This is a genomic window from Agrobacterium sp. 6Ca8 (assembly GCF_055382765.1).
The window spans coordinates 1,844,578-1,871,525 of record NZ_AP026433.1 but is presented as its reverse complement, the minus strand read 5'-3'; the positions used below and the strand labels follow the sequence as shown (position 1 = coordinate 1,871,525).

The following is a 26,948-nucleotide window of genomic DNA, read 5'->3' as shown; positions in this document are numbered from 1 at the left end:
CTAGCCGGAGAATATAGCGCATCAAGCGTTACTTCCGGGTTAAGGAAGGTTTAAATTCTTCCCCGTGTCACATATGCTGCTTTTGACCTTGAAAGAGCGCCTGTCTTTCGACATAGAAAATGCCGCAGAAGACAGGATTTTCCGCCTCTGCCGATGTCAACCACAACAGGACCGATTAAAAATGGCCTTCCTTGCCGACATTCTCTCCCGCGTAAAGCCATCCGCCACCATCGCTGTTACCCAGAAAGCCCGTGAGCTTAAAGCGAAGGGCCGCGATGTGATCAGCCTTGGCGCCGGCGAGCCGGATTTCGATACGCCCGAAAACATCAAGGAAGCCGCCATTGACGCCATCAAGCGCGGCGAAACGAAATACACGCCCGTTTCAGGTATTCCTGAACTGCGCAAGGCGATTGCCGACAAGTTCAAGCGCGAAAATGGTCTGGACTACAAGCCGGAGCAGACCATCGTCGGCACCGGTGGCAAGCAGATCCTTTTCAACGCCTTCATGGCCACCCTCAACCCGGGTGACGAAGTCGTCATTCCTGCACCTTACTGGGTCAGCTATCCCGAAATGGTGGCGATCTGCGGCGGTACGCCTGTCTTCGTCGACACGACGCTCGAAGACAATTTCAAGCTGAAGCCGGAAGCGCTGGAAAAGGCGATCACGCCGAAGACCAAGTGGTTCGTTTTCAACTCGCCGTCCAACCCTTCGGGCGCTGCCTATTCGCATGACGAGCTGAAGGCATTGACGGACGTGCTGGTCAAGCATCCGCACGTCTGGGTGCTGACTGATGACATGTACGAACACCTGACCTATGGCGACTTCAAATTCGTCACGCCGGTTGAGGTGGAGCCTTCGCTCTATGACCGCACGCTTACGATGAACGGCGTCTCCAAGGCCTATGCCATGACCGGCTGGCGTATCGGCTATGCAGCCGGCCCGCTGCCGCTCATCAAGGCCATGGATATGATCCAGGGCCAGCAGACCTCGGGCGCCAGCTCGATTGCTCAGTGGGCGGCTGTCGAAGCGCTGAACGGCACGCAGGATTTCATTCCGGCCAACAAGAAGATTTTTGAAGGCCGCCGCGATCTCGTCGTCTCCATGCTCAACCAGGCTAAAGGCATCAATTGCCCGGCTCCGGAAGGCGCATTCTACGTCTATCCGTCCTGCGCCGGCATGATCGGCAAGACCGCGCCGTCCGGCAAGGTCATCGAGTCGGATGTGGATTTCGTCTCCGAGCTTCTGGAAGCCGAAGGTGTTGCCGTCGTGCAGGGATCGGCGTTCGGCCTCGGCCCGAACTTCCGCATTTCCTACGCCACGTCGGAAGCACTGCTGGAAGAGGCCTGCAAGCGCATCCAGCGCTTCTGCGCCGATTGCCGCTGATCGGTTTGCGATCTTGAACGAAGAAGCCCGGCAGCGATGCCGGGCTTTTTTTGTTGCGGCTAAAGCCCGAGAAACAACAGCATGATGAAGGTGGCGAAGAGGATGAAATGCGTCATTCCCTCGATCGCGTTGGTTTCACCGTCATTGAGGTTGATGGCGGCGGCAATGAGGGTGATGAAGACCATGACCGTCTGAACCGGCGTCATCGCCATGATGAACGGCTGACCGGTGTAGAGTGCGATGCCCTCCATCACAGGGACGGTGAGGATGACCGTCGAAAGCGATGCGCCCATGGCGATATTGACCACGGCCTGCATGCGGTTGCGCAATGCGGACCTGAGCGCGGTCAGGATTTCCGGTGATGCGGAGATCGTCGCGACCACGACTGCCATCAGTGCCGGTGGCGCGCTTGTGCCCTCGAGGCTCTGGCTTAGGAAGGCCGCCATGAATTCCGCCAGCACGCCGATCAGCACGACGCCCGCGATGATGAGACCGATGGAGAGGGACACGCTGCCCTCTTCCTCGTCCTCCGTGTGATCGCCGGATGGATGACCGCTGGGATGAGCCTTGCGGGGATAGGCGTAGCTGAAGAAATAGCTGTGCGGACCAACCTGCATTTTCAGGAACAGCGCATAAAGCGCGATCATTGCGACGATGGTGAAGGCGGAATAGACGTGCCAGCTTTCCTTGGGGATGAATTCCGGCACGATCATCGAGATGCCCATGGCAGTCAGGATCATGACGCCGTAGGTCTTGCCTGAATCGTCATTGTAGGGCTGCTCGCCGTGGCGAAGGCCTCCCAGCAGGGCGGCCAGTCCCAGAATGCCGTTGATGTCGATCATCACGGCGGAATAGATCGTGTCACGCACGAGCGTCGGCGAATTGGATTCGCTCATGATGATGGCAAGGATCAACACTTCCACCGCCACGGCAGACAGCGTCAGGATCATCGTGCCATAGGGGTCTCCGACCTTGGCGGCGAGGATTTCGGCGTGGTGGGCAACCCGCATCGACACCAGAACGATCATCCCGATCAGGGCGATCGCGGCAATCAGCGACGCCGTTTTGCCGGCCTCGAATATCGCATGTTCGGCCATATAGGCGACGACTGCCACCGGTATTGCCAGCAGCAACATGCGCTCCTGCTTTAAAATAGAACCCGCCATCGATTTCCCTTCCCCTGAGAGTGTGAGGCTGTGACGTATCGTCGTTAAGATCAAGCAGGATTTGCGCTTGAGTGCTTTTGGTAGGATAGTGTTACGGTCAAGGACATGCTGCTCATGCCGTGTTGTCCCCCGTCGGGTGCAATGCTTGAAGCGCGGTTGTGGTTGCGATGTCGCCTACTGAAACAGGAGGAACATGCATGACAAAAGTGGTATATGAAGTCGTGGAACATGACGGTGGCTTCGCCTACCGCATGAACGGCGCTTATTCCGAAACATTTCCTACCTATGCCGATGCGGTCGAGGCCGCGCGCATCGTTGCTGCCGAACAGCAGGTGGGCGGCGATGATGAGGAAATCAGCTATCAGGACGAACGCGGCCAGTGGCATGAGGAATACAGCCAGGGCGGCGACCGGCCGGAGGCGGAAGTGGTCGACAAGATTTCACCGCCGGCCAGACCGTTTTGATGAAGTGCGTCAACATTTCCGGTGAGAACAGCATCACCCTCCATGCTTCGCCGGTCTGTCTTGCGGATTTGCGGGCGCAAGGCCGCGCGGCATCGATGCTGTAATGGCGCTAGCGTCGTTGCGGCGGGGCGCCCGGATCGGTTTCCTTCAGGTGGGCCTTCAGGCCGTCGACAAGGGCGCTGAACACGGCACGGCATCGCGGCGAGGTCTTGAGATTTTCATGCATCGCGACCCATGCGTGCAGCGGGATGTCGGTTTTCGGAAGGACCTGGACAAGCCGCGGATCCTTGCGCGCCAGGCCGATCTGACAGACGCCGATGCCTGCGCTGGCGCGGATCATGGCAAGCTGGGCGAGGTTGCTGTCGGCGCGAATTTCGAAGGAAATTTCTTCGATATCGGGTATTTCCGGATCAAGCGAGCGCATGCGCTGGATCGCCGCCCTGATGAAAGGCGTCTTGCGGTCGAAACCGATCATACGGTGGTTGTTCAGTTCTTCCATGTTTTTCGGGATGCCGGCTCTTGCCAGATAGTCGCGTGTGGCATGAAATCCCAGACGGAAATTGCCGATATAGCGCATGACGATGGCATCCTGCTGCGGTTCGGTCATGCGGATGGCGATATCAGCCTCGCGCCGCAAAAGGTCTTCCAACGTGTCGGAGAGTGAAAGTTCTATTTCAAGCCGGGGGTGAATCTCCTGCATGGCAGCGATGATCGGCGGCAGCATTTCAACGCCGATGATGTCCGATGCGCTGATACGCACGGTTCCTTCGATCTTGCCGACCTCGCCGGAGGCCGCCCGCATAAGGGCTGCGGCCGTCGCCGCCAGATTTTCCGCATAGGGCCGGAGCGCCAGCGCCGCTTCCGTCGGCATCAGCCCGTGCGGCGAGCGGATGAACAGCGGAAAGCCGATGGCCTCTTCCAGCGCTCCGATATGGCGTCCAGCTGTCGGTTGGGTAATGCCGAGTTCGCGGGCGGCGGCGGAAAGCGAGCCGTCGCGCAGCACGCTGAGGAAGGTGCGGTAAAAATCCCAGCTGACATCGCGGCTTCTGATTATAAGATTTTGTATAGCGGCTCCACTCATTTGGACAATTTCGTATATCGCCTGATGGCCCGATACTCCAGCCCAGAAGAAGGAGTAATGGCAATGATATATGAAATCCAAGCAAATACAGCAGAGAATAACCGGCCTCTGGCGCTGATTGTTGGGGCGAATGGTGGCGTCGGCAGCCATGTCTCGAAGATGTTGTTGCAGCGCGGCTGGCGGGTGCGGGCGATGACTCGCCGATCGGCACCAGTTGATGCCGTCGATGGCATCGAGCGCGTGATTGGTGATGCCATGAACCGGGAGGATGTGGTGAAGGCGGCAAAAGGCGCCGGGCTCATCGTACATGCGGTCAATCCTCCGGGATATCGCAACTGGGACAGCCAAGTGCTGCCGATGCTCGACAATACCATTGCCGCTGCCGAGGCCTGCGGGGCAAGGATCGTGTTTCCAGGCAGCATCTATAATTTTGGCCCGGATGCCTTTCCGCTTCTGACGGAGGACAGCCCCCAAAAGCCTTTCACCCGCAAGGGCGCCTTGCGCGTTGAAATGGAGCGGCGTTTGAAAATGGCGTCGATGCGCGGCGTGCCGGTCCTGATCGTCCGCACCGGTGATTTCTTTGGTCCTGACGCGAAGAACAACTGGTTTTCGCAGATGCTGGTGCGACCGGGCAAGCCGGTTCGCAGTGTTCAGAATCCAGCAGTACCGAATGCCGGGCATCAATGGGCCTATCTGCCGGATGTTGCGGAGATAATCGGACGGCTGCTCGATCGCTCGGACGAGCTTCAGACGTTTGCCGTCTACCACATGGAGGGTGTCTGGGATTTCGACGGTCTGCAACTGGTTGGGGCAATCGAGCGGGCCGTCGGCCATCCGGTCAAGATGCGGCGGCTTTCGTGGTTAGCCGTCGGGCTGGCTGCACCGTTCGTTCCCCTGTTCCGCGAAGTCATGGAAATGAAATATCTGTGGCAGATGCCGATCCGGATGAGCAACCGCAAGCTTGTCGAATTCCTCGGCGCGGAACCGCGAACGCCGATCGATGCGGCAGTATCGGAAACACTGGCGAGCCTTGGGTGTCTCGCCGAGGTGCAGCAACCGGCGGGCCTTCATCATGCGACCGATGCCGGGGGTAGGGTGTGATGGTTACAGTGGCTAATGGATTTTCCCGGCGGCGCCGTATGTTCGCCGTGATTTCGGCAGGCGTGCCGGTGTTGATTTTCGCGCAGGTGCTGCTGGCCGGGCTGTCGATCTATTATGACGGATCGCTGCTTGTGGTTCACAAAGGGCTTGGCATGCTGATCGCCGTTCCCATTGTATCTCTGGTCGTGCTCGCCCTTCGTCATGATGACCTCCGGCCAAACCTTGGGCGCGCGCTCGTGCTGCTCGCTCTCTACTGCCTTCAGGTGGCGTTGATGAGCATCGGTCGGGAAACGGGCAGTGGCTTTCTGCAGGCGCTGCATGTGGCCAACGCCTTCGTAATGGGCGCATTTTCAGACTTTGCTGCGCGGAAGGCGCGAGGCCTTTCCTGAAACGGCAAAACGCCGCACCGCTGTGGAGCGGTGCGGCGTTTCAAGTTTAGCACTGATCAGCCAAGAGCAGGGTAGTCGGTATAGCCTTCAGCCCCGCCACCATAGAAGGTCGGCTGGTTCGGCTCGTTCAGCGGCGCGTTGTCCTTGAGGCGGCGCACCAGATCCGGGTTGGCGATGAAGGCCTTGCCAAAGGCCACGGCATCAACCTTGCCGCTTTCCACCGCCTCGATGGCGCTCTCACGGTCGTAGCCATTGTTGGCGATCCACAGGCCCTTGCCGCCCGCACTGCGATAGGCGGCCTTGAAGGTTGCGTAATCGAAGGGCTTGTCGCCCTGCTTGAAGTCGCGCGGACCACCGGTCGCACCTTCAACAACATGGATGAAGGCGAGATTGCGTTTGCCGAGTTCTTCCGCAACGTAATTATAGAGCGGCTGCGGGTCGGCCTCGAAAATGTCGTTGGCGGGCGTGACGGGGGACAGGCGAATGCCGGTGCGGCCTGCGCCAATCTCTTCTGCAACCGCATCCACGACTTCCAGGAGGAAGCGGGCGCGGTTTTCGATCGAGCCGCCATATTCGTCGGTGCGCTGGTTGGTGCTGGATTTCAGGAACTGCTCGATCAGATAACCGTTGGCGGCATGGATTTCGACACCGTCGAAACCAGCCTCAAGTGCGGCGCGCGCGCCGGTCCGGTAATCTTCAAGGATAAGACCGATATCGTCGATGGTCAGTGCGCGGGGCTCGGAGGTTTCCGCAAACGCGCCGGTGCCGTCATCATTGATGATATAGGTCTTGGACTTGGCGATAATCGCGGAAGGGGCGACCGGCTGTCCGCCATGCGGCTGAAGCGAGGTGTGGGAAATGCGTCCCACGTGCCAAATCTGCGCGACGATCTTGCCGCCGGCGACATGCACGCCATCCGTGATCTTTTTCCAGCCCTCAACCGCTTCCTTCTTGTAGAGGCCCGGAACATCCGCGTAACCCTGACCTTGCTGGGAAATCGGCGTGCCTTCGGTCACGATCAGCCCGGCTGTTGCGCGCTGCTCGTAATAGGTGGCGTTGAGATTGTTGGGAATTGCCCCCGGCGAGCGGTTGCGGGTGAGGGGAGCCATGACGATACGGTTGGCGAGTGCGATATCGCCGGCCTGTGCCGGTTCGAAAAGACTTGTCATGCGACTTCACTTTCTGGTCGGTTGGCGAAATTGCGCGGCTGGCGCGCTTTCCTAATGTATGGGCATCGGAGAGAAAACCGCCTTGCAGTTTCCGGTCCGACGCCCCGGTCTTATAAGCTTGGGAGGCTCAAAGATTGGCTTGCAGATAATTGCGGAAGGCGTCTATGGTTTCCTCGTTGCGTTCGAAAAACACCCATTGCCCAACTTTCTTTGACCTTATCAGGCCAGCCGCCTGCAAAACCGCCAGATGTGAGGAGACCGTCGATTGCGACAGGCCGCTGATCTGGAACTGATTGGCGCATACGCCCATGCTGAGCGGATGGTCCTGACAGAAGTGACTTTCAGGGCTCTTCAGCCACTCGAGGAACTTCAGCCTTGCGGGGTGTGAAAGGGCTTTGAGGATTTCCTCCGGGTTCATCTGCGTTTCTCTAATATCTGACATGTCCGATATTTATATCGATAGTTTTCGATATACAATTCACGTCTCTGTGAGGTAGTCACCCGAGCCGAGAACAGCGCGCAAAAAAATGGCCGCCGGATTTCTCCGCGGCCAATGAGTTTGAAGGTTAAAACCTCCAGAGGGGAACAGCTGTCGCGTGCATAGGCAGGCGTGACAGCTGATTGAAATATGGGAGTGGCAAGAATGCAAAACAAGGTTGCATCATGCGATATTTCGCCAAATTGGAGAAAATTCTTGCGGGTAAAAAAAGAGGGCCGCCGGATAAATCCAGGGCCCTTTAAGTGTGAAGGTCAAAAACCTCCAGAGGGGAACAGCTGATGCGGTGGAACTGGGAGGAAAAGCCACCGTGTGCATCAACTGAGAGCGATATGGTGCTTTTTTGTGCACGAAACAACTCTTTTTTGTGCAGGTCAGGCATGCGTACGATGCAGGTCTAGATATTTCCGGTATAATTTATGTGCAAAGCTGAAGTGCGGCGCGTCTGGCGCGCCGCCATCTTGGGACGGCCAACTCCATGAATTAGTATGATATTTTGTGGCGCTGGCCTATTTAAACGTCAGAAGTTCCAGTTCCGTGCCTTGGCAACGACGAAGTCGCGGAAGGCTTTCAGTTTTGCAGCGTTTTTCATCTCGTCCGGGTAACAGAAGTAGGTGTCGAACGAGGGAATATCGGCGGCAAGCGACAACTGAATCAATCCCGGATCGCGCCCGACGATGTAATCCGGCAAACAGGCGATACCTATTCCCAGCAGGCAGGCGCGCTTGATCGAGGTCTGGCTGTTGATCTGAAGATGCGGAATGCGGGTGTTGTCCGACGAGCGTCCCGCATTTTCCAGCCAGTTGACATCAAGCAGATAGTTAGGTGCCGGTTCGCCGAAGGAGATGATGCGGTGGTTGTCCAGATCCTCGATCGACTGCGGCTCGCCGTGGCGGTTGATGTAGGACGGCGCCGCATAGACGTGCATGTGCACCGTGAACAGCTTGCGCTGGATAAGGTCGGACTGTTGCGGCTGGCGCAGGCGGATGGCGCAATCGGCGTGGCGCATGTTCACATCCAGCTCCTCATTGTCGAGGATCAGCTGGATCGACATTTCCGGATAGAGCTGCAGGAATTCCTGCACCTTGTCCGTCAGCCAGCCTTGGCCGAGACCAACCGTCGTCGTCACGCGCAGCTTGCCGCTCGGCTTCTCCGTCGTTTCGGTCAGTTGCATCTTGACGGTTTCGAGCTTCAGCAACACGTCATGGGCGGTGCGATACAGCAGTTCGCCCTGCTCGGTGAGGATAAGACCTCTGGCGTGGCGGTGAAACAGCTTCACGCCAACATCCTGCTCCAGCGCGCTGACCTGGCGGCTGATGGCCGACTGGGACAAATGCAGCTTGTCGGCAGCGTGGGTAAAAGACCCCGCTTCGGCTGCGGCATGAAAAATGCGCAGTTTATCCCAGTCCAATGGCATTGCCATGCCTATCCTGCCTTTCGGTTATTCGGCTGCTACCGCAAGCGGCTGCTGCGCGGTGAGGTACCGTTCTGCTTCAAGGGCGGCCATACAGCCCATACCGGCGGCGGTGATGGCCTGACGGTATATGTCGTCGGTAACGTCGCCGGCGGCGAAAATACCTTCCACGTCGGTAGCGGTGGAATCGGGCGCGGTCCACATGTAGCCATTGTCCTTGAGCTTCACCTTGCCCTTGAACAGTTCGACGGCCGGCGCGTGGCCGATGGCGACGAAGACGCCGTCGATGGGCGTATCGCTGATCACACCGGTCTTGGTGTCACGCAGTCGCACACCCGAAACAGAGGGTGGCATTGGCGGCTTGGCGGGAGCGCCGGTGATTTCGGCGATTTCCGTGTTCCACAGGATCTTGACGTTTTCCTTGGCGAAGAGCCGTTCCTGAAGGATTTTCTCCGAGCGGAAACTGTCGCGGCGGTGCACGACGGTTACCGACTTGGCGATATGGGCGAGATAGAGCGCTTCCTCCACGGCAGAGTTGCCGCCGCCGACCACGATCACATCCTTGTTGCGATAGAAGAAACCGTCGCAGGTGGCGCAGGCGGAAACGCCGAAGCCCTGAAAGTGCTGCTCACTCTCGATACCGAGCCACTTGGCCTTTGCGCCTGTTGCGATGATCAGCGTGTCGGCGGTCCAGACCTGACCGGAATCGGTCTTGACCACGAAGGGGCGCGTGTTGGTTTCGACTTCGGTCACGAGGTCACTGACGATTTCCGCACCCACATGCGTCGCCTGCTTCAGCATCTGGTCCATCAGCCAGGGGCCCTGGATCGGATCGGCAAAGCCCGGATAGTTTTCGACATCGGTGGTGATCATCAGCTGGCCACCCTGTTCCATGCCGGCAATCAGCACGGGTTTCAGCATTGCGCGGGCCGCGTAGATCGCCGCGGTATAACCGGCGGGACCAGAGCCAATGATCAATACCTTGGTATGGCGGGCAGACATGGAAACAATCCTTTTTAAAGTAGCGGGGCCTTTCGGCAGCAGAACATTCCAGCCGCAGCACGGTGGACAGGCCGCAACCCCTTCGTTGCCCGGTATTTAAGGTTGTCTAGTGCCTTTATTCAAGGGCAGCCTTGCGTTACCAACAAGGCAGTTGTGGATGCGTGCGCAATTTTGTGACCGGCCGGCGGCATATTGTTGCGAATCCTGCGCCTGGTAGTACAAGGAAGTTCTCCGGCTTAACGAGGAACCTCTCCGTGACCAGCGTCGAACTCGATGCCATCGATCTGAAAATCCTGCGCGAATTGCAGCGCGACGGGCGCATGACCAACGTGGAGCTGGCCGAACGGGTCGGTATTTCCGCGCCGCCGTGCCTCAGGCGCGTCCGCAAGCTGGAAGAAGCCGACGTGATCGAGGGTTATCACGCCATGTTGAACGCGCCGAAGCTCGGTTTCGATCTCGTTGCCTTCTGCATGGTCGGCCTCAAGCGCCAGTCGGACAGCAATCTGAAAGCCTTTGCAGCGGCGACGGCCGGATGGTCGCTGGTGCGCCAGGCCTGGATGGTATCCGGCGAAAGCGATTTCCTTCTGCATTGCATCGCCAGAAACCTGACCGAGTTTCAGGATTTCGTCATCGAGGTTCTGACAGCGGACGAAAACGTCGACACCGTGCGCACCATGCTCACCATCCGTCAGGTCAAACGCGTCGGTCTGGTCGAAATCTGATCGGCGGACCTTTGAGTGATTGCGCCGGCGCTTACCCGCGCCGCAACGCGTCATAGATCGTGCCGAGACTGGTCGCCTCTTTTTCCAGCGGAAATGCAGTACGCACATGCGCAAGTCCGGCACGGGCATGGTCACTGGCGAGAGCAGGATCGGCAAGATAGGTTTTAATGGCATCCCGCAGGGACGCGTAGTCGCCGGCCTCAACGACCATGCCGGTCTCGCCCTTGACGATCATTTCCTCATAGGCGCCGGCATTGCTGGCAACGACAGCCGTCTCGGACGCCATGGCTTCCAGTGGTGTCAGGCCAAAGCCCTCGTTGCGTGACGGTGCGACATAGAGGGTTAGCCGCCGATACCAGGGCTTGATGTCGTCCACCTCGCCCTGAAACGCGATGCGGTCCGCAAGACCGGCTGCTGCGACATCGGCCACGAGCTTGTCGGCGAAGGCCTTGTGCTCTGCGGTCACGCGGCCGGAGATGACGGCCGTCCATTCGGGATAGTCGGGCAGAAGTTCGATCATGGCGCGCACGAAAAGGTCTGTTCCCTTCTGGTGGCGCACCCGTCCGAAACATCCGATGAGAAATTGCCCCGGCAGGCCGGTCGAAGCGATCGTATCCTCCGGGCCGGTTGCGGGATGAAACAGCTCGGTATCGACGCCATGCATGACGACGCTGTGTGGTACTTCCAGAAACGAGCCTGAGCGGCCGCTTGTCGCGACGACCGCATCCATTTTCGAAATCAGAAAGCGGGTATAGGCGGAATGTCGCCTTTGCGCCGCCGAGGTGAACATCAGCTTCACCTTCATGCGCAGCACGTCACGCATGAGAATGCCCGGCAACATTTCGAGATTGCGGCGGGCGTGCCAGATGCGCGGACCGCTGAGCGGGCCGTTTTGCCAGAGCCGCCACAGATCACGGAAGCGCACATGTGGCAGATGCTGCGGCAGGCCGGGGCCGATGACGGCCACTTTCTGACCCAGCCGGTTTTGTACCGGAATAAGCTGAACGATGGTGGAGGTAACGCCGGAGAGCCTGCGCTTGAAGTTCGGCGCAAGCACCTGCACATCTTTCAGACTGGCGTGGGACAAGATGGGCTTCCGTCTTTGCGGCTAAGGCAGGATGTTCAGTTCAGGATATCAATGCAATGCGCCCGAGGGGCGCATTGCATGAAAGGGCAGATCAGCCCCACTGTACGGCGAGAATCTCGTAACCCTTGGCGCCGCCCGGTGCGTTGACTTCGATGCTGTCACCGACTTCCTTGCCGATGAGGGCGCGGGCGATGGGCGAGGAAATGGAAATCCGTCCAGCCTTCACATCGGCTTCCTGGTCGCCAACGATCTGATAGATTCTCTCCTCGTCGCTATCCTCGTCGATAAGCTTGACGGTGGCGCCGAACTTGATCTTGGAACCGGACATCTTGGAAAGGTCGATGACTTCCGCGCGTGCGGTCAAGTCTTCGAGTTCAGTGATGCGGCCTTCGTTATGGCTCTGGGCTTCCTTGGCAGCGTGGTATTCGGCATTTTCCGAAAGGTCGCCATGGGCGCGCGCCTCCGCAATTGCCTCGATGATACGGGGACGCTCCTCCTGCTGGCGAAAGCGCAGCTCCTCCTGCAGCTTGATGAATCCACCGTGCGTCATCGGTACTTTTTCTACCATTTTTTTATCCTTCGCAGTCCTGTCGCTTTACTTGCAGACACAAAAAGAAACAGGTTCCGGAGGGGAACTTCGGAACCATGCCAAAATCATAACTAAGCCGACTATATCAGAAGACGACAACGAAATGCCAGCAAATTTGAGACGGGCATTTTCTTGCATTCGTTCAGGGCTTTAACAGATGAGATTGACATTTTTCAATAGAACATATAGTGAACATAACCATGAAGAAGTCAATCAGGCAACGGCTGGCCATTCTTTCCGATGCGGCCAAATACGATGCGTCCTGTGCCTCCAGCGGCACGACGAAACGCAGCTCTGCTGCATCCGGCGGACTTGGCTCCACAGAGGGGTCAGGCATATGCCATGCCTATGCACCGGACGGGCGTTGCATTTCGCTCCTGAAGATACTGCTCACCAATTTCTGTATCTATGATTGCGCCTATTGCATCAATCGTTCTTCGAGCAATGTCGAGCGGGCGCGGTTTACTGCCGAGGAGGTGGTGTGGCTGACGCTGGAGTTCTATCGGCGCAACTATATCGAGGGGCTGTTTCTCTCTTCCGGTATTATCCGCTCTTCCGATCACACGATGGAAGAGATGGTGCGGGTGGCGCGGGAACTGCGCGTCACGCATGGCTTTCGCGGCTACATCCATCTGAAATCCATTCCCGAAGCATCGCCAAAGCTTATTGAGGAAGCGGGGCTTTACGCCGACCGGCTGTCGATCAACATCGAATTGCCGACTGATAGCGGCGTCAGCCGTTTTGCGCCGGAAAAGCAGCCCGCCAATATTCGCCGCTCGATGGCTGATATCCGCCTGAAGATTGAGGAGGCGGGGGAGCCGACTGTCAGGACGCGAAAGACCAAACGTTTTGCGCCTGCCGGACAGAGCACGCAGATGATCGTTGGGGCGGATGGGGCTGATGACAGCACCATTCTGTCCACCAGCGCCCGGCTTTATGGCAGCTATGGTTTGCGGCGCGTCTATTATTCGGCTTTCAGCCCCATTCCGGATTCGTCGAAGAACCTGCCGCTCATCAAGCCGCCTTTGATGCGGGAACACAGGCTTTATCAGGCCGACTGGCTTTATCGTTTTTATGGGTTCGACATTGGTGAAATAACCGCGATCGGCGGTAACGGAATGCTCGATCTCGATATAGATCCGAAGCTTGCCTGGGCGCTGAAAAATCGCGACCGTTTTCCAGTGGACGTGAACGTGGCGGATCGCGAAATATTGCTGCGCGTGCCCGGCTTCGGTACCAAGACGGTCGCCTCGATCCTGTCTTCACGCCGGTTTCGCCGATTGCGGCTGGAGGATATCGCCCGCTTCGGCGTTTCCCTGAAAAAGGTGAAGGCCTTCATCGTTGCCGAGGGCTGGACGCCGGGCAAGCTGACTGAACGGCCGGATTTGCGAGCGATGTTTGCTCCGCAGCCCGAACAATTATCGCTGCTGTGATGTACGGCCCGGTTCTGGAAGGGCGGGGCGATTTCGGCGAGTGGCGTGATGCGGCGCGCGCGGCTCTCGCCGCCAATGTGCCGCCGGAGGCGATTGACTGGCGGTTGCGGGATGAGAAAGCCGGGCTTCTCGATTTTGCCGGAGAGCCTTTGCCGGCGGCCCGTGCGGATGACGTGCAGGTGTCCGTTCCAGCCTCCTTCGTGACGTTGGCGCAAGCGATTATCTGTCATAGCGATCCGGGTCGTTTCGCACTGCTTTACCGGTTGCTGTGGCGGCTGAAGCGGGATCGCGCCCTGTTGCAGTTCAAGTCCGATGCGGATGTTTCCGAAGCCCGGCAGCTTGAAAAATCGGTCCGCCGCGATTGTCACAAGATGACGGCCTTTGTTCGCTTCAAGGAATTATCCTTGCCGCAGGGGAAGGGCGCGCGGCGGCGCTTCGTCGCATGGTTCGAGCCGGATCACTTCATCGTCGAGCGCACTGCCCCGTTTTTCCAGCGGCGGTTCACGGATATGGACTGGCTGATCGCGACACCGAACGGTTCCGCGCGGTGGGACGGAAACGTGCTGGAGACATCGCCGCAGGCCGCGTCCAAGCCTGAGCTGACGGATGAAACGGACGAGCTGTGGCGAACCTATTATGCCAATATATTCAATCCGGCGCGTCTGAAGATAAAAGCGATGACGGCAGAGATGCCAAAGAAATACTGGAAAAATTTGCCGGAAGCCGAGCTTATTCCAGGTCTCGTTCTCGGTGCCGAGGCGCGGGTGCTGGAGATGGCGGCAAAGGCTGCGAGCCAGCCGCAACCATTCCATCACCGCCTGCAGGCCGCGGCCTCGGCGCGTGAAGAGCCGCCACCGGCGCCGGACGGTACTCTCGCTTCATTGGCGCGGGAGGCTGGCCAATGCACGCGCTGCGCCCTGCATTGCAAGGCAACGCAGACAGTATTCGGCATGGGACCTGAAGATGCGAAAGTGATGATCGTCGGGGAACAGCCGGGAGATCACGAGGATCTTGCCGGAAAACCTTTCGTCGGTCCCGCTGGTCAGCTGTTCGACCGGACGTTGGTTGAAGCCGGTATTGACCGTAAAAAGCTTTATGTCACCAACGCCGTCAAACACTTCAAATACGAGGCCCGCGGCAAGCGGCGCATTCACCAGCGACCGGATGCGGGCGAGGTGCAGCAATGCCGCTGGTGGCTTAACAAGGAAATCGAGCTGGTACGGCCGAAGCTTATCGTTGCCATGGGTGCAACTGCGCTTTATGCGCTGACAGGCGGAAAGGAAAAGGTCTCCGAGGTTCGGGGTCGCCCGATACCGATGCAGGAGGAGCGGACGCTTTTTGTCACGGTGCACCCTTCCTATCTTCTTCGCCTTCCAGACTCGCAGCAGAAGGAGGCGGAAATGCAGAATTTCAGGAATGAAATTGATTTTATAAGATTGTTCTAATAGAATGTTCTGTGTGTTTTTACGTTATATTGGATGATCATCGATGTCTTCATCGATATGATTAAATTTTTGTTTATTGTTATTTTTATTGAAATTTTATACTTGATACCATAATTCAGATATTTATATTTATTCATTGCGTGGATGTATGATGCTCGGCGAGCTAGATCTTGCAACAGTGATACTGATGCAAAAGTGTTCTTACATTGTTGGAATGCTGAGTTTTATATATCTGAAGCTCACAAATCGTGGTTTGCACGGCCCGACAGCTCTTGCAGCAGGCTTCGCAGCCATGGCTGCCGGCTCCACGCTCGCTGGGTACGGCGAATGGGGAATAATGTCTCCGGCCTTGTGGCAATTCGGCAGCATCGTCTTCGGTATCGTGGGTTATGCGCTGATCTGGCTTGGCCTGAAAATCGTGAGCGATGGACGTGCTGCCAGCAGGGGGACAGTATCAGCTGTCTGTTTGATTGCCTTGCTGGCAATTGTCCTTGCACAGCAGGTGGCTGACAATAACGCTTATCGTGCGGCCCTGTTCAACGGTTGTGCGGCTGTGGCCTATCTTGCGGGAGCGGGCGGGCTTTTTGCGCGGTGGCGCAAGGAGCCACTCCTGTCCCGCTTCGCGTTGGGCGCGATTGCGGGTATTTCCGGCCTGATTTCGTTGTCGGTGGCAAAGAGCGTGCTTTTGCCCCAATACGCCGCCATCGATCTGGTCAATGCGTTTTTCTTGATCATCATGTTGAACTTCGCCATTGCGCTGTTCGTGATGATGCTGGTAGCCGAGCGGTCAGAGCGCAAATTGCTGGTTCTCGCCAACACCGATCCTTTGACGGGCGTCAAGAACCGTCGTTTTTTCTTCCAGGCCATGCCGGTGGTGCCGGGTCCCCACGATGCGGCGATGCTGCTCGATATCGACCACTTCAAATCAATCAACGACCGCTTCGGCCACGCCGTCGGCGACAGCGTTCTTCAGGAAGTCGCGAAGCGTATCGGCGGCAGCATACGCGGTGGTGACGTGCTGGCGCGTTACGGTGGCGAGGAGTTCATCATCTTCCTGCCGGGTGCCGGTGTTCAAAAGGCTTGCATGATCGGAGAACGCATTCGCGATGCGATTGCGATAACCGAAGTCGATTGCGGCGGTTTGCGTGTCGGCGTGACGATCAGCATCGGCGTCGCAACCAGCGGCGATATGCGCTGCGATCTTCAGACCCTGGCGGAAATGGCGGACCGCGCCCTTTACCGCGCCAAGACGGATGGGCGCAATTGCGTGCGCGAAGCCCTGGCGGCGTGAGGCTTTTGAGCTTTTTGTGAGACAATGCAAAACGCCGCAGGCATGACCCGCGGCGTTTCCATGATCTTCGTTGTCGGCTGATTTTACAGGAAGTAGCTCTGCAAGGGCTTCACTTCCAGATTGCCGGCCTTAAGCGCCTTGATGGCAAGGGCTGCTGCTTCCGCACCGGCCATCGTCGTGTAGTAGGGCACCTTCTGCATCAGCGTTGCGCGGCGCAGCGACTTCGAGTCGGAAATCGCCTTGTTGCTGTCGGTGGTGTTGATGACCAGCTGGACCTGCCGGTTGCGGATGGCGTCTTCGATATGCGGACGACCTTCCTGCACCTTGTTGATCTTCTCGGCGTTGATGCCCTGTTCAGCAAGGAAACGCTGGGTGCCGCCGGTTGCCAGTACCCTGAAGCCGCTCTCGACCAGAATACGGATTGCGGGCAACACGCGGTCCTTGTCGTCGTCGCGCACCGAGACGAAGACGGTGCCGGAGCGCGGCAGGTCGACGCCGGCGCCGAGCTGGCTCTTGGCGAAGGCGAGTGCGAAATCGGTGTCGAGGCCGATGACTTCGCCGGTCGAGCGCATTTCCGGTCCGAGCAGAATGTCGACGCCGGGGAAGCGGGCGAACGGGAAAACGGCTTCCTTGACGGCGATGTGCTTCAGGTTGCGCGGATCGGGTTTCTTGCCGTAAGCGGCAATCGCCGCATCAAGCTTTTCGCCGGCCATGACGCGGGCAGCGATCTTGGCGATCGGCGCACCGATGGTTTTTGCAACGAAGGGCACCGTGCGCGAGGCGCGCGGGTTGACTTCGAGAACGTAGATCGTGCCGTCCTTGATCGCGTACTGAACGTTCATCAGGCCACCGACGTTGAGCGCCTTTGCAAGCGCCGTCGTCTGGCGTTCCAGCTCGTCGAGGGTTTCCTTGCTCAGCGAACGGGAAGGCAGCGAGCAGGCCGAGTCGCCCGAATGGATACCGGCTTCTTCGATGTGCTCCATGATGCCCGACACGAAGACGTTTTCGCCGTCGCACAGTGCATCGACGTCGACTTCGACGGCGTTGGTCAGGTAGCTGTCGAACAGAAGCGGGTTCTTGCCGAGCAGGGTGTTGATCTGGCCGGTCTTGTCGTTCGGGTAACGCTGCTTGATGTCCTCTGGCACGAGGCCCGGAACCGTATCGAGCAGATAGGTCTGGAGCTGGCCTTCCGAATGGATGATCTGCATGGCGCGGCCACCCAGAACATAGGACGGACGCACGACCAGCGGGAAGCCGATTTCCGAAGCGACGAGGCGCGCCTGTTCAACCGAATAGGCGATGCCGTTGTTCGGCTGGGCGAGGTCGAGCTTCATCAGAAGCTTCTGGAAGCGGTCGCGGTCTTCGGCAAGGTCGATCATGTCAGGCGCGGTGCCGAGGATCGGGATACCGTTCTTTTCCAGCGCTTCGGCCAGCTTCAGCGGCGTCTGGCCACCGAACTGCACGATGACGCCGACCAACTCGCCCTTTTCCTGTTCGGCGCGCATGATCTCGATCACGTCTTCGGCCGTCAGCGGTTCGAAATAGAGGCGGTCGGAAGTGTCGTAGTCGGTCGAAACCGTTTCCGGGTTGCAGTTGATCATGATCGCTTCGAAGCCTGCATCCTTAAGCGCGAAGGCGGCATGGCAGCAGCAATAGTCGAACTCGATGCCCTGGCCGATACGGTTCGGACCGCCGCCGAGGATGACGACCTTCTTGCGGTCGGAAACCTGCGCTTCAGAGCGGGCGGCGCCGACGAAGGGGATTTCATAGGTCGAATACATGTAGGCGGTGGGCGAGGCGAATTCTGCCGCGCAGGTATCGATGCGCTTGAAGACCGGGCGAACATTGAGGCTGTTGCGCAGCTCGGCCACTTCCTTCGGGCGCTTGCCCGTCAGAATTGCCAGGCGGGCGTCGGAAAAGCCCATGGCTTTGAGCATGCGCAGGTTCTCTGCGTCCTGCGGCAGGCCTTGCTCACGGACACGGGCTTCCATGTCCACAATTGCCTTGAACTGGGCGATGAACCAGGGGTCGATCTTCGAGTTTTCGTGGACTTCCTCTTCCGTCATTCCCATGCGCAGCGCCTGGGCGACCATGCGCAGGCGATCCGGCGTCGGCGTGCCGATGGCGGCGCGGATGGCGTTCTTGGAGCCTTCGCCCTCTTCAAAGCCGGGGATTTCGATTTCATCGAGACCGGTGAGGCCGGTTTCCATGCCGCGCAGCGCCTTCTGCAGCGATTCTGCGAAGGTGCGGCCGATGGCCATGACTTCACCGACGGACTTCATGGCCGTGGTGAGGATCGGCGAGGCGCCCGGGAACTTCTCGAAGGCGAAACGCGGGATCTTGGTGACGACGTAGTCGATCGACGGTTCGAACGAGGCAGGCGTCGCGCCGCCGGTGATATCGTTTTCCAGCTCGTCGAGCGTATAGCCGATGGCGAGCTTGGCGGCGATCTTGGCGATCGGGAAGCCGGTCGCCTTGGAGGCGAGAGCGGACGAGCGCGAAACGCGCGGGTTCATTTCGATGACGACGAGGCGGCCGTCTTTCGGGTTGACGGCGAACTGCACGTTCGAGCCGCCGGTTTCCACGCCGATCTCACGCAGCACCGCAATCGAGGCGTTGCGCATGATCTGGTATTCCTTGTCGGTCAGCGTCAGCGCTGGCGCAACGGTGATGGAATCGCCGGTGTGGACGCCCATCGGATCGATGTTTTCGATGGAGCAGATGATGATGCAATTGTCCGCGGTGTCGCGGACCACTTCCATCTCATATTCCTTCCAGCCGAGAACCGATTCTTCGACCAGCACCTCGGTGGTCGGCGAAGCGTCGAGGCCGCCCGAGACGATGTCGAAGAATTCGGAGCGGTTATAGGCAATGCCGCCGCCGGTGCCGCCGAGCGTGAAGGACGGGCGGATGATGGCGGGCAGGCCGACATGGTCGATCGCCTGGGCGGCGATTGCAATCGCATGCGCCATGTAACGTTGCTTGCGGTCGGTCTCGCCAAGGTTCCACTGGTTTTCCAGATCGTCCAGCGCCTTGTCCAGTTCCGTACCGGAAAGCTTCGCCTTGAGTTCGGCGCGGGCAGCTTCGTGCTTCTTGCGGTCGGCGTCCTTGATTTCAGTGGCGTTGGCCAGCATGGACTTCGGCGTCTCAAGGCCGATGCGAGCCATGGCCTCGCGGAAGAGGGCGCGGTCTTCGGCCATGTCGATGGCTTCGGGCTTGGCGCCGATCATTTCCACATTGTAGCGGTCGAGAACGCCCATGCGCTTCAGGGACAGCGCGGTGTTGAGCGCGGTCTGGCCGCCCATGGTGGGCAGCAGCGCGTCCGGACGTTCCTTGGCGATGATCTTGGCAACGACTTCCGGGGTGATCGGCTCGACATAGGTTGCGTCGGCAAGGCCCGGATCGGTCATGATGGTGGCCGGGTTGGAGTTCACCAGAATGACCCGGTAACCCTCTTCCTTCAGCGCCTTGCAGGCCTGGGTGCCGGAATAGTCGAATTCACATGCTTGGCCGATGACGATCGGTCCTGCGCCAATGATGAGGATGGACTTGATATCTTGGCGCTTCGGCATGGCTCTCTCGTTCCGCGTTTTGGTTGCGCAAAACACCAGCCAGGGTGAAAGATCACCGGCCGGGGCGCGCAATTCAAAGTTTTCAGGCTAGAAGCGGCTTATAGGCAAATGTTTTTGAGAACGGAACCCCATAAATTCCGGAATCGACAGAAACTCTTAACCCGCCGGTGTATGCGCGGCGAAACGGGCCTGCACGGCCGCGCTATGGGAGCGGCTGACGGGTATTTCCGAGCCGTCTCTTGTAATGACGTGCAGACGGCCAGCCTGTTTACGCAACGAGACGACGTCGGAAATGGCAATCCAGTGGGAACGGTGCACCTGCAAGCCTTCCGTGAGGCCTATTTCTTTCAGCGCATCGGCAAAACGCAGCAGAACGAGCTGATGGCCGCGCGTGGTGACGATTTCGGTATAGTGGTCCTGCACCGACAGCCGCAGCAATTCTCCGCGCTTTTGCGGCGGCAGCCGCTCCAGCAGCGGCGCGATGCTTTTCACCTCACCTTTGGCATCTCCATTCGGGTCCGCAACGGCATCCGTTGCCGTTGCGCGTGACTGGCAGGCCGTGAGGTAGCTCAGCAGGCAAAAGATGGCGCAGAGCGGCAGGGCCGACATGCTGCTTTTCAGAAAGGCGGCGAAACCCATTTCCCTGCCGGAAAAGATTTGGTTCATGATGGAAAGCAGCAGCCCGATGGGCAGGGCTGCCGTCAGCGAGCCGATCATCATGCGTGTCAGCATATTTTCAATGCTGCTGGCAAGGATGGTGTTGGCGAGGATGGAAAAGGATATTGCGAACGTCCATGCGCCAGCCTGAACGATTGTCCAGTAAAGCAGCCGGTCGGCGAAACTCATGGTCTCACTTGTCCCGAAAGGGCCGGTCAGAATGAAGATCGCCAATATGGCAAGGAAGGTCAGCCACAGTCTGCGCGATTGCAGGATGGCGTGCATTTCACGAAGCGTGGACTGCAAAGAGAGGTGATCCACGAAGTTTTCCTGCGGTTGACGCCAATGCGTTTTTCTTTCGCGCATGTTTTGCCGAAGTTAGCGATAATTTCAACCGGGTCAAAAAGCTTCACCATGTCACTTCAGCCTTTGCTAGACGCACCGCTTGCCGTGCAATTCCATGTCGCCACCGTTGTTCCGGCCGCGATTCTCGGCGCCTTCATTTTCCTTCGCCCCAAAGGAACCGCCATCCACCGGCTACTCGGCAGGATTTGGGTGACGCTGATGGTCATGACGTCCGTTTCGACCTTCTTCATTCATGAATTGAGGGTGTTTTACGGTTTCAGCCCGATTCATCTTTTATCGGTTCTCACCATATATGGCTGTCTGCAATCGGTCCTTTTCGCGCGCAGGGGCGAAATCAGGCGCCATATGAGGATCATGCAGAGTGTTTATCTCGGCGGTATCGTCATCGCAGGCGGTTTCACCTTCGTTCCGGGGCGGATCATTCACGAGGTTGCTTTCGGTGACGGTCAGCCGGGTCTTGTGGTGCTTTTCGCGGGCGTGTTCGTGTTTGCCCTGCTGTCTCTGACCGTCTTCACGCAAAGGCGGCGAACCTCCTGAACGAATGCACCCACCTCCGCTTTCTTCCGGAACAAGATGTATTATAGTGCCGTTATAAGGTTGCCTGTTGAGGCGACGTTTGCGGAGAGAAAAGCATGGAATGGAGAGGGCGCCGCCAGTCGGACAATATCGAGGATCGGCGCGGCATGTCGGCGGGATCGGGGCCATCCGGCAACGATCCTTTTTCGCGTGGCGGAATGCGCGTGCCGATCGGGCGCCGCGGCGGCGGTATCGGCATTGGCGGTCTTCTGCTGATCCTGCTGATCAGCTGGGTGCTTGGCATCAATCCGCTGACGCTGCTTTCGGGCGGAGACATTTCACTGGATGGGGGCGGTACCACGCAGCAATCCGGCCAGCAGGCGGGCACTCGGCCGCAGGGCCAATCGTCCGACGAGACGACGGCTTTCGTGCGCACCGTGCTGGCTGAGACGGAAGATACCTGGAGCGGCATTTTCCAGTCCGCCGGCGAGACCTATCAGAAACCGACCCTTGTGCTGTTTTCCGGGCAGGTTGCGTCTGCCTGCGGTTCTGCCTCTGCGGCCAGCGGCCCGTTCTATTGCCCTGGTGACCGCAAGGTCTATCTCGACACCAGTTTCTTCAGTGAACTGGACAAGCGTTTCGGCGCGTCTGGCGATTTCGCGCAGGCTTACGTGATTGCGCATGAGGTGGGCCACCACGTCCAGAACCTGACCGGTGTCCTGCCGGAGTTCAACCGCCGCCGCCAGTCCATGAGCCAGGTGGATGCCAACAAGATGTCGGTGCGTGTGGAGCTTCAGGCCGATTGTTATGCCGGTATCTGGGGCAAGTTCACCGAACAGAAGGGAATTCTGGAAACCGGTGACCTTGAGGAAGCGCTCAACGCTGCTCACCAGATCGGCGACGACACCCTGCAGAAGCAGACTCAAGGATATGTGGTGCCTGACAGTTTCAACCACGGCACGTCGGCGCAGCGCATGGAATGGTTCAAGCGCGGCTTCCAGAACGGACGCGTCGAGGACTGCGACACCTTTTCGGCGAATATCTGATAATCAAATGAACGAGGGGGCTTTTCAGCCCCCTTTTTATTCAGCGCATCAAGAGCGCCACGACATACATGCCGAGGGCGAAGATGGTATGGGCCACAAGGTTGAGTAGGCGAACCTTCGTGGGATTCGGTGTCTTCGATGCCGCCCAGCCGATGCCGAGGCCAGGTTGCAGCAGGAACCAGCCCGCGCCGACTGTGACGATGCCCACGATCCAAGGCTGAATGAAGGACGGCTCTGAAAACCACGAGGCCGGCACTATCAGGGCGAGAATGATGCCGTAGAGAATGCCGACGGCATAATGCGAAATCCAGCCGAGCGCCAGTTCATGCTCGTAAGGTGCGGCCGTGGCGATGCTGTCGTGAAATATCCTGCCCTTCGGCAGATGCCAGAACCAGCGGCCGACCGGCGCCCAGTTCGGGGCGGACTGGCCAAAAAACCGGTGCAGCACAATCGCCCATATATCCATAAACACGGTGCCACCAACCCCCATGGCAATACCGCGCCAAATCAAATCCAGCATAGATCCCTCCGCAAATCATGATCGACCAAGCTCTAGCTGATCGTGTGAGTGGCGTGAACAGGGTTTTTCGCGTGCTGAGGGCGGACAAGAAAAATGGCCGGATCGCTCCGGCCATAATGAATACTGAAACGTCTCCTCCGTCATGCCGGACTGGATCCGGGGTAACGGTGCGATGGTCTCACAAGTGAGCTATTCTCGCTCTACGCGGCACGCCCATATTCAGCCTGCCGCCGCGTTGCCGTGGCGAGCTGGAACTGCGCAAGCAATTCGTTGAGCGCCGCCGCTTCCGAGGCGAGGCCGTGGCTTGCCGCAGTCTGTTCTTCGACCATGGCGGCATTCTGCTGGGTGCCCTGATCGATGGTGTTGATGGCGGTGTTGATTTCCTGAAGTCCGGTGGACTGTTCGCGCGACGACGTTACGATGGCGTCGATGTGGCGGTTGATCTCCTGGACTTCGCGCACGATGGTTTCCAGCGCCTTGCCGGCATTGCCGACGAGATCGACACCGGATTGCACCTGTGATGTTGAGGCGTTGATCAGCGTCTTGATTTCCTTCGCGGCATTTGCCGAGCGCTGGGCAAGCTCGCGCACTTCCTGTGCGACGACGGCAAAACCCTTGCCTGCCTCACCGGCGCGGGCGGCTTCCACGCCGGCATTCAGCGCAAGCAGGTTTGTCTGGAAGGCGATTTCGTCGATCACACCAATGATGTTGCTGATCTCCGACGACGATTTTTCGATGCCTTCCATGGCGCGAACAGCGTCCTCGACGATGATGCCGGACTGCTCGGCATTGTTGCGCGTGCGGTCGACCAGACGGCCTACCTCTTCGGCACGGCGGGCGGAATCCTTGACCGTCGTGGTTATTTCCTCAAGTGCGGCCGCAGTCTCCTCGACAGAGGCGGCCTGCTGCTCGGTGCGCTTGGCCAGATCGTCGGCAGACTGGCGGATTTCTCCAGCACCGGCATCGATTGCGCGTGCATTCTGGCCGACTGTGCTCAAGGCAACGTTCAGCTTGGCGACGGAGTTGTTGAAGTCGTCGCGCAAGCGGTCGATGCGGGTCACGAAAGGTGTCTCGATCCGGTAGTTGAGGTCGCCGTTCGAAAGGTGCGTCAGTCCCTTTGCCAGCGAATCGACTGCGAACTGGATGTCGGCCGCGTCTTTCGCCGCCAGTCGTTCGCGGTCGTTGCGCTCCTGTTCGGAAAGCGTGCGGTTCTGTTCGGCGTCGCCTTCAAGACGCAGACGTTCCGTGGCGTTCGATTTGAATACGGCAACCGCCGCAGCCATCGAGCCGATCTGGTCACTGCGCTCCTGGCCGGGAATGGCGACATCGAGATTGCCGGCGGCAAGCCTTTCCATGGCAGCAGTCATCTGCGTGACGGGGCGAACAATGAAACGGCTGAGAACGGTTGCCAGAAGGGCGATCATGATCGCGGCGGCAAGGATCGTAGCGATGGTTGCCGCGAGGCGAAATTGGCCGATCGCGCTATAGGCGACGTCGGAATCGACAACGAAACCGAGATACCAATCGACCGAGGGCAGACCAGCGACGGGAATGAAGCTGGTGATCTTGCCCTTGCCGTCGATCTCGGTTTGCGAAATCGCGGAAGAAATTGCCGGTGTATCAACCTTGAAGAGATCGGTCAGCGGCTTGTCGACGAATTTCGCATCGGGATGCATGAGGATCTTGCCGTCCTTGCTGACGAGGAAGGCGTATCCATCCTTGCCGGCATCCACCGACTTGATCATCGTGACCAGCGAATCCAGCGAGAAGTCGCTACCCGTCACGCCGGCCAGCTTGCCGTCGATGGACACGGGAATGGCGGCAGTGATGATAAGGCCGCCGGTCGACGCATCGCTATAGGGCTCGGTCAGTACTGGCTTGCCGGCCTTGACGGCGTCCAGATACCAGGGGCGCTTGCGCGGGTCGTAGCCTTCCGGCAATGGCAATTTCGGGAAAGTCGTGAAACTGCCGCTTTCGGCATTGCCGAAATAGGTGGACATGAACTGAGCCGTCAGCACGTCGTTCTGGAGGAACTGCAGTTTGGCGTCGTCATCTGGGAGCTTGGCGAGCGTCTTCGCAACCGTTTCGGTCAGCATGATGCGGCCGTTCAGCCAGTTGGCGATGCTTTGCGCTGCCTGCTTGCCGGACGAATCGATATTTTCCGCCACGGCTTGCGTTGTCACCTGGTGCTGAAGACTGTCGATATAGAAGGAAAAGCCGGCAAAAGCGGCAACGACAAGCGATGATGCCGCAAACAGAATGCGCGTCATGAGATTGGTTTTTTTGGGCAAGCTACACGTCCTTGGAACCAGATGTGCCCATTCGGCTCATCTTGGAAAATAATGGGAAAGACATGCCTCAATGGCGGGAATATTCTGCGTCATGCAGCTTATGGTTTGAAAGAACTTCGCGATATTCTAATGCGTAAAGTGAAATGGTAAAATTCGGCTAAATTTGTTTTATGTCACGCCGTTTCGGCCCAAGTGGACGTAAAATTGCCGTTCTGCGTAAATTTTGATCATTGATCCGCAAAGGTTGCGTGCAGGAAGGGAATATTTTATTCATCACCTGCTGCCATTGCGCAATTCGCGGGCAATGGCCAAAATTCAGGTGAATTACAATGTCTTCGTCGGTTGTTGCAGAAACCGTTCCCTCTGGATCGGGGTCGTGGCTTTCGCATTTCAAGGCTACGCTTGCGCTTGGAATTCCGCTTGTCGGTGCGCAGCTCGCGCAGCTTGGCATCCACACTACAGATATGGTCATCGTCGGTCAGCTCGGAGCTGAGAAGCTGGCGGCCATGGTGCTGGCCGGGCAGTTCTTCTTCGTTGTCTTCATTTTCGGTTCGGGATTTTCCGTGGCCGTGGTGCCAATGGTAGCGCAGGCTTACGGGCAGGGCGATGCGACGGCTGCCCGCCGCTCGCTGCGCATGGGCATGTGGGTGGCAATCGCGTACTGGATTCTTGCCTTGCCGATATTCTTCAATGCTGAGCGCATTCTGGTCTATCTCGGGCAAAACCCCGAAGTTGCGGCGTTGACCGGCCATTATCTCACCATCGCCAAGTTCGGCCTTTTGCCGGCGCTGCTTTTTTACGTGCTGCGCGGGCTTGTCAGTGCCATCGGCCGTGCGGGCATCATTCTGTATGTCACCATCATCATGTTGGTGCTGAATGGCTTGATGGCCTATGCGCTGGTCTTCGGCCATTTCGGATTGCCGGTGATGGGCATGAACGGCGCGGCCGTCGTTGCCGTCATCGTCAATGCCTTCAGCTTCATCTTCATCGTCGCTTATGTGCAGACGCGTGAGGAAACCAGGAAATACGAGCTGTTCGTGCGCTTCTGGCGGCCGGACTGGCATGCGCTGTTCGAAGTGCTGCGCCTTGGCCTGCCTATCAGCATCACCATCCTTGCCGAAGTGACGCTGTTTGCGGCCGCTTCGATCCTGATGGGACAGATTGGCACCGTGCAGCTTGCGGCGCATGGAATCGCCCTGCAGCTTGCCTCCATCGCTTTCATGATCCCGCTCGGCCTGTCGCAGGCGGCGACCGTGAGGGTCGGTGTCGCGTTCGGTCAGGGTGATTTCAGGAACCTCGTGCGCGCCGCCATCATGGTCTACGCGATTGCCTGCGGCATTGCCGTTTGCGGCGGCATCCTGTTTGCGGCTGTTCCGGAATTTCTCGCGAAGTGGTTTCTTGACGCGAAGTTGCCGGAAGCGGCGGAAGTGCTTGCCTACGCAAGCAGCCTCGTGGTGATCGCCGGCATCTTCCAGTTGGTCGATGGTATCCAGGCTGTGACAGCAGGTTTGCTGCGCGGATTGAAGGATGCGCGCATTCCGGCGATGCTGGCGCTGATTTCCTATTGGCCGATCGGGCTGGCGCTGGCCTGGACCATGGCCTTTCCGCTCGGCTTTGGCGGACGTGGCGTCTGGTTCGGTTTCGTGATCGGCCTTTCGACGGCGGCCGTTCTCCTGACTATACGTTTCGTCATTCTGGTGAAGCGTGAAATGAAAACGGCCCGCTGAAAGCGGGCCGTATATTTTTC

23 protein-coding genes are annotated in these 26,948 nt (G+C 58.5%); 11 read left to right on the top strand and 12 right to left on the bottom strand.

The genetic code is table 11. The features are described from left to right. Nucleotides 1–181 precede the first annotated feature (181 nt). On the top strand, nt 182–1,384 hold the full coding sequence (locus ACZ5A6_RS09350) for a pyridoxal phosphate-dependent aminotransferase (protein WP_003513431.1): 1,203 nt from the start codon (nt 182–184) through the stop codon (nt 1,382–1,384). Between the two features lie 59 nt (nt 1,385–1,443). Here the strand turns inward: ACZ5A6_RS09350 and ACZ5A6_RS09345 are convergent, their stop codons facing one another. Beyond that, nucleotides 1,444–2,550: a calcium:cation antiporter gene (locus ACZ5A6_RS09345; RefSeq protein ID WP_174061043.1), complete on the bottom strand. Its 1,107-nt coding sequence runs from the start codon at nt 2,548–2,550 to the stop codon at nt 1,444–1,446. Between the two features lie 197 nt (nt 2,551–2,747). Here ACZ5A6_RS09345 and ACZ5A6_RS09340 point away from each other — a divergent pair, with 197 nt between their 5' ends. After that, nucleotides 2,748–3,014, top strand: coding sequence for a DUF2188 domain-containing protein (locus tag ACZ5A6_RS09340; protein WP_003513427.1), 267 nt, complete (start codon nt 2,748–2,750; stop codon nt 3,012–3,014). Nucleotides 3,015–3,123: 109 nt separating this feature from the next. Here the strand turns inward: ACZ5A6_RS09340 and ACZ5A6_RS09335 are convergent, their stop codons facing one another. Further along, complete coding sequence (locus ACZ5A6_RS09335) at nt 3,124–4,095, bottom strand: LysR family transcriptional regulator (RefSeq protein WP_019565231.1); 972 nt, start codon at nt 4,093–4,095, stop codon at nt 3,124–3,126. Nucleotides 4,096–4,158: 63 nt separating this feature from the next. On the opposite strand from ACZ5A6_RS09335, the gene ACZ5A6_RS09330 reads away from it, so the two are divergent. Together ACZ5A6_RS09330 and ACZ5A6_RS09325 are read left to right on the top strand one after the other, a co-directional pair. After that, the gene (locus tag ACZ5A6_RS09330; RefSeq protein WP_174061044.1) at nt 4,159–5,196 is read left to right on the top strand and encodes an NAD-dependent epimerase/dehydratase family protein; all 1,038 of its coding nucleotides are present in this window, start codon (nt 4,159–4,161) and stop codon (nt 5,194–5,196) included. Then, nucleotides 5,196–5,585 carry a DUF6220 domain-containing protein gene (locus tag ACZ5A6_RS09325; RefSeq protein WP_038491736.1) on the top strand — a complete coding sequence of 130 codons (390 nt, stop codon included), beginning with the start codon at nt 5,196–5,198 and terminating at the stop codon, nt 5,583–5,585. Before ACZ5A6_RS09330 ends, ACZ5A6_RS09325 begins: the two co-directional genes overlap by 1 nt. Before the next feature lie 56 nt (nt 5,586–5,641). On the opposite strand, the gene ACZ5A6_RS09320 is transcribed toward ACZ5A6_RS09325, so the two are convergent. From ACZ5A6_RS09320 to trxB, 4 genes are all read right to left on the bottom strand, one after another. Beyond that, the gene (locus ACZ5A6_RS09320; protein ID WP_038491733.1) at nt 5,642–6,754 is read right to left on the bottom strand and encodes an alkene reductase; all 1,113 of its coding nucleotides are present in this window, start codon (nt 6,752–6,754) and stop codon (nt 5,642–5,644) included. 127 nt (nt 6,755–6,881) lie between these two features. Further along, nucleotides 6,882–7,172 carry an ArsR/SmtB family transcription factor gene (locus ACZ5A6_RS09315; RefSeq protein ID WP_003513408.1) on the bottom strand — a complete coding sequence of 97 codons (291 nt, stop codon included), beginning with the start codon at nt 7,170–7,172 and terminating at the stop codon, nt 6,882–6,884. A gap of 598 nt (nt 7,173–7,770) precedes the next feature. After that, nucleotides 7,771–8,667: a LysR family transcriptional regulator VtlR gene (locus ACZ5A6_RS09310; RefSeq protein ID WP_003513405.1), complete on the bottom strand. Its 897-nt coding sequence runs from the start codon at nt 8,665–8,667 to the stop codon at nt 7,771–7,773. A 24-nt stretch (nt 8,668–8,691) separates the two neighbouring features. Then, nucleotides 8,692–9,666 carry a thioredoxin-disulfide reductase gene (gene trxB, locus ACZ5A6_RS09305; RefSeq protein ID WP_003513403.1) on the bottom strand — a complete coding sequence of 325 codons (975 nt, stop codon included), beginning with the start codon at nt 9,664–9,666 and terminating at the stop codon, nt 8,692–8,694. Between the two features lie 254 nt (nt 9,667–9,920). Between trxB and ACZ5A6_RS09300 the strand changes: the two genes are divergently transcribed. Next, entirely contained in the window at nt 9,921–10,388 is a 468-nt protein-coding gene (locus tag ACZ5A6_RS09300; RefSeq protein WP_003513401.1) for an Lrp/AsnC family transcriptional regulator, read from the top strand. A gap of 31 nt (nt 10,389–10,419) precedes the next feature. Here the strand turns inward: ACZ5A6_RS09300 and ACZ5A6_RS09295 are convergent, their stop codons facing one another. Together ACZ5A6_RS09295 and greA are read right to left on the bottom strand one after the other, a co-directional pair. After that, nucleotides 10,420–11,475: a glycosyltransferase family 4 protein gene (locus tag ACZ5A6_RS09295; protein WP_174061045.1), complete on the bottom strand. Its 1,056-nt coding sequence runs from the start codon at nt 11,473–11,475 to the stop codon at nt 10,420–10,422. Between the two features lie 91 nt (nt 11,476–11,566). Beyond that, on the bottom strand, nt 11,567–12,043 hold the full coding sequence (gene greA, locus ACZ5A6_RS09290; RefSeq protein WP_003513396.1) for a transcription elongation factor GreA: 477 nt from the start codon (nt 12,041–12,043) through the stop codon (nt 11,567–11,569). 221 nt (nt 12,044–12,264) lie between these two features. Here greA and ACZ5A6_RS09285 point away from each other — a divergent pair, with 221 nt between their 5' ends. The 3 genes from ACZ5A6_RS09285 to ACZ5A6_RS09275 all read left to right on the top strand — a co-directional run bounded on the left by ACZ5A6_RS09285 (nt 12,265) and on the right by ACZ5A6_RS09275 (nt 16,233). Beyond that, nucleotides 12,265–13,497: a putative DNA modification/repair radical SAM protein gene (locus tag ACZ5A6_RS09285; RefSeq protein WP_013636565.1), complete on the top strand. Its 1,233-nt coding sequence runs from the start codon at nt 12,265–12,267 to the stop codon at nt 13,495–13,497. Beyond that, the gene (locus ACZ5A6_RS09280; RefSeq protein ID WP_174061046.1) at nt 13,497–14,942 is read left to right on the top strand and encodes a UdgX family uracil-DNA binding protein; all 1,446 of its coding nucleotides are present in this window, start codon (nt 13,497–13,499) and stop codon (nt 14,940–14,942) included. The genes ACZ5A6_RS09285 and ACZ5A6_RS09280 overlap by 1 nt, the downstream gene beginning before the upstream one ends. A 151-nt stretch (nt 14,943–15,093) precedes the next feature. Further along, entirely contained in the window at nt 15,094–16,233 is a 1,140-nt protein-coding gene (locus ACZ5A6_RS09275) for a GGDEF domain-containing protein (RefSeq protein ID WP_464110916.1), read from the top strand. Nucleotides 16,234–16,316: 83 nt separating this feature from the next. Here ACZ5A6_RS09275 and carB read toward each other — a convergent pair whose 3' ends face one another. Continuing rightward, complete coding sequence (gene carB / locus ACZ5A6_RS09270; RefSeq protein WP_065702531.1) at nt 16,317–19,805, bottom strand: carbamoyl-phosphate synthase large subunit; 3,489 nt, start codon at nt 19,803–19,805, stop codon at nt 16,317–16,319. Nucleotides 19,806–19,961: 156 nt separating this feature from the next. Then, nucleotides 19,962–20,828 carry a LytTR family DNA-binding domain-containing protein gene (locus ACZ5A6_RS09265; RefSeq protein ID WP_019565240.1) on the bottom strand — a complete coding sequence of 289 codons (867 nt, stop codon included), beginning with the start codon at nt 20,826–20,828 and terminating at the stop codon, nt 19,962–19,964. Between the two features lie 48 nt (nt 20,829–20,876). Between ACZ5A6_RS09265 and ACZ5A6_RS09260 the strand changes: the two genes are divergently transcribed. Both ACZ5A6_RS09260 and ypfJ read left to right on the top strand, forming a co-directional pair. Then, complete coding sequence (locus ACZ5A6_RS09260; RefSeq protein WP_112673545.1) at nt 20,877–21,365, top strand: DUF2306 domain-containing protein; 489 nt, start codon at nt 20,877–20,879, stop codon at nt 21,363–21,365. 95 nt (nt 21,366–21,460) lie between these two features. Continuing rightward, nucleotides 21,461–22,390, top strand: coding sequence for a KPN_02809 family neutral zinc metallopeptidase (gene ypfJ, locus ACZ5A6_RS09255; protein WP_003513383.1), 930 nt, complete (start codon nt 21,461–21,463; stop codon nt 22,388–22,390). Nucleotides 22,391–22,430: 40 nt separating this feature from the next. On the opposite strand, the gene ACZ5A6_RS09250 is transcribed toward ypfJ, so the two are convergent. Together ACZ5A6_RS09250 and mcpU are read right to left on the bottom strand one after the other, a co-directional pair. Next, a complete protein-coding gene (locus tag ACZ5A6_RS09250) occupies nt 22,431–22,910 on the bottom strand; it encodes a DUF2938 domain-containing protein (protein ID WP_174042785.1) in 480 nt (159 codons plus the stop codon). Nucleotides 22,911–23,110: 200 nt separating this feature from the next. Next, the gene (gene mcpU, locus ACZ5A6_RS09245) at nt 23,111–25,201 is read right to left on the bottom strand and encodes a methyl-accepting chemotaxis protein McpU (RefSeq protein WP_065659165.1); all 2,091 of its coding nucleotides are present in this window, start codon (nt 25,199–25,201) and stop codon (nt 23,111–23,113) included. 329 nt (nt 25,202–25,530) lie between these two features. Between mcpU and ACZ5A6_RS09240 the strand changes: the two genes are divergently transcribed. Continuing rightward, nucleotides 25,531–26,928 carry an MATE family efflux transporter gene (locus ACZ5A6_RS09240; protein ID WP_174061048.1) on the top strand — a complete coding sequence of 466 codons (1,398 nt, stop codon included), beginning with the start codon at nt 25,531–25,533 and terminating at the stop codon, nt 26,926–26,928. The last annotated feature ends 20 nt before the right edge of the window (nt 26,929–26,948 follow it).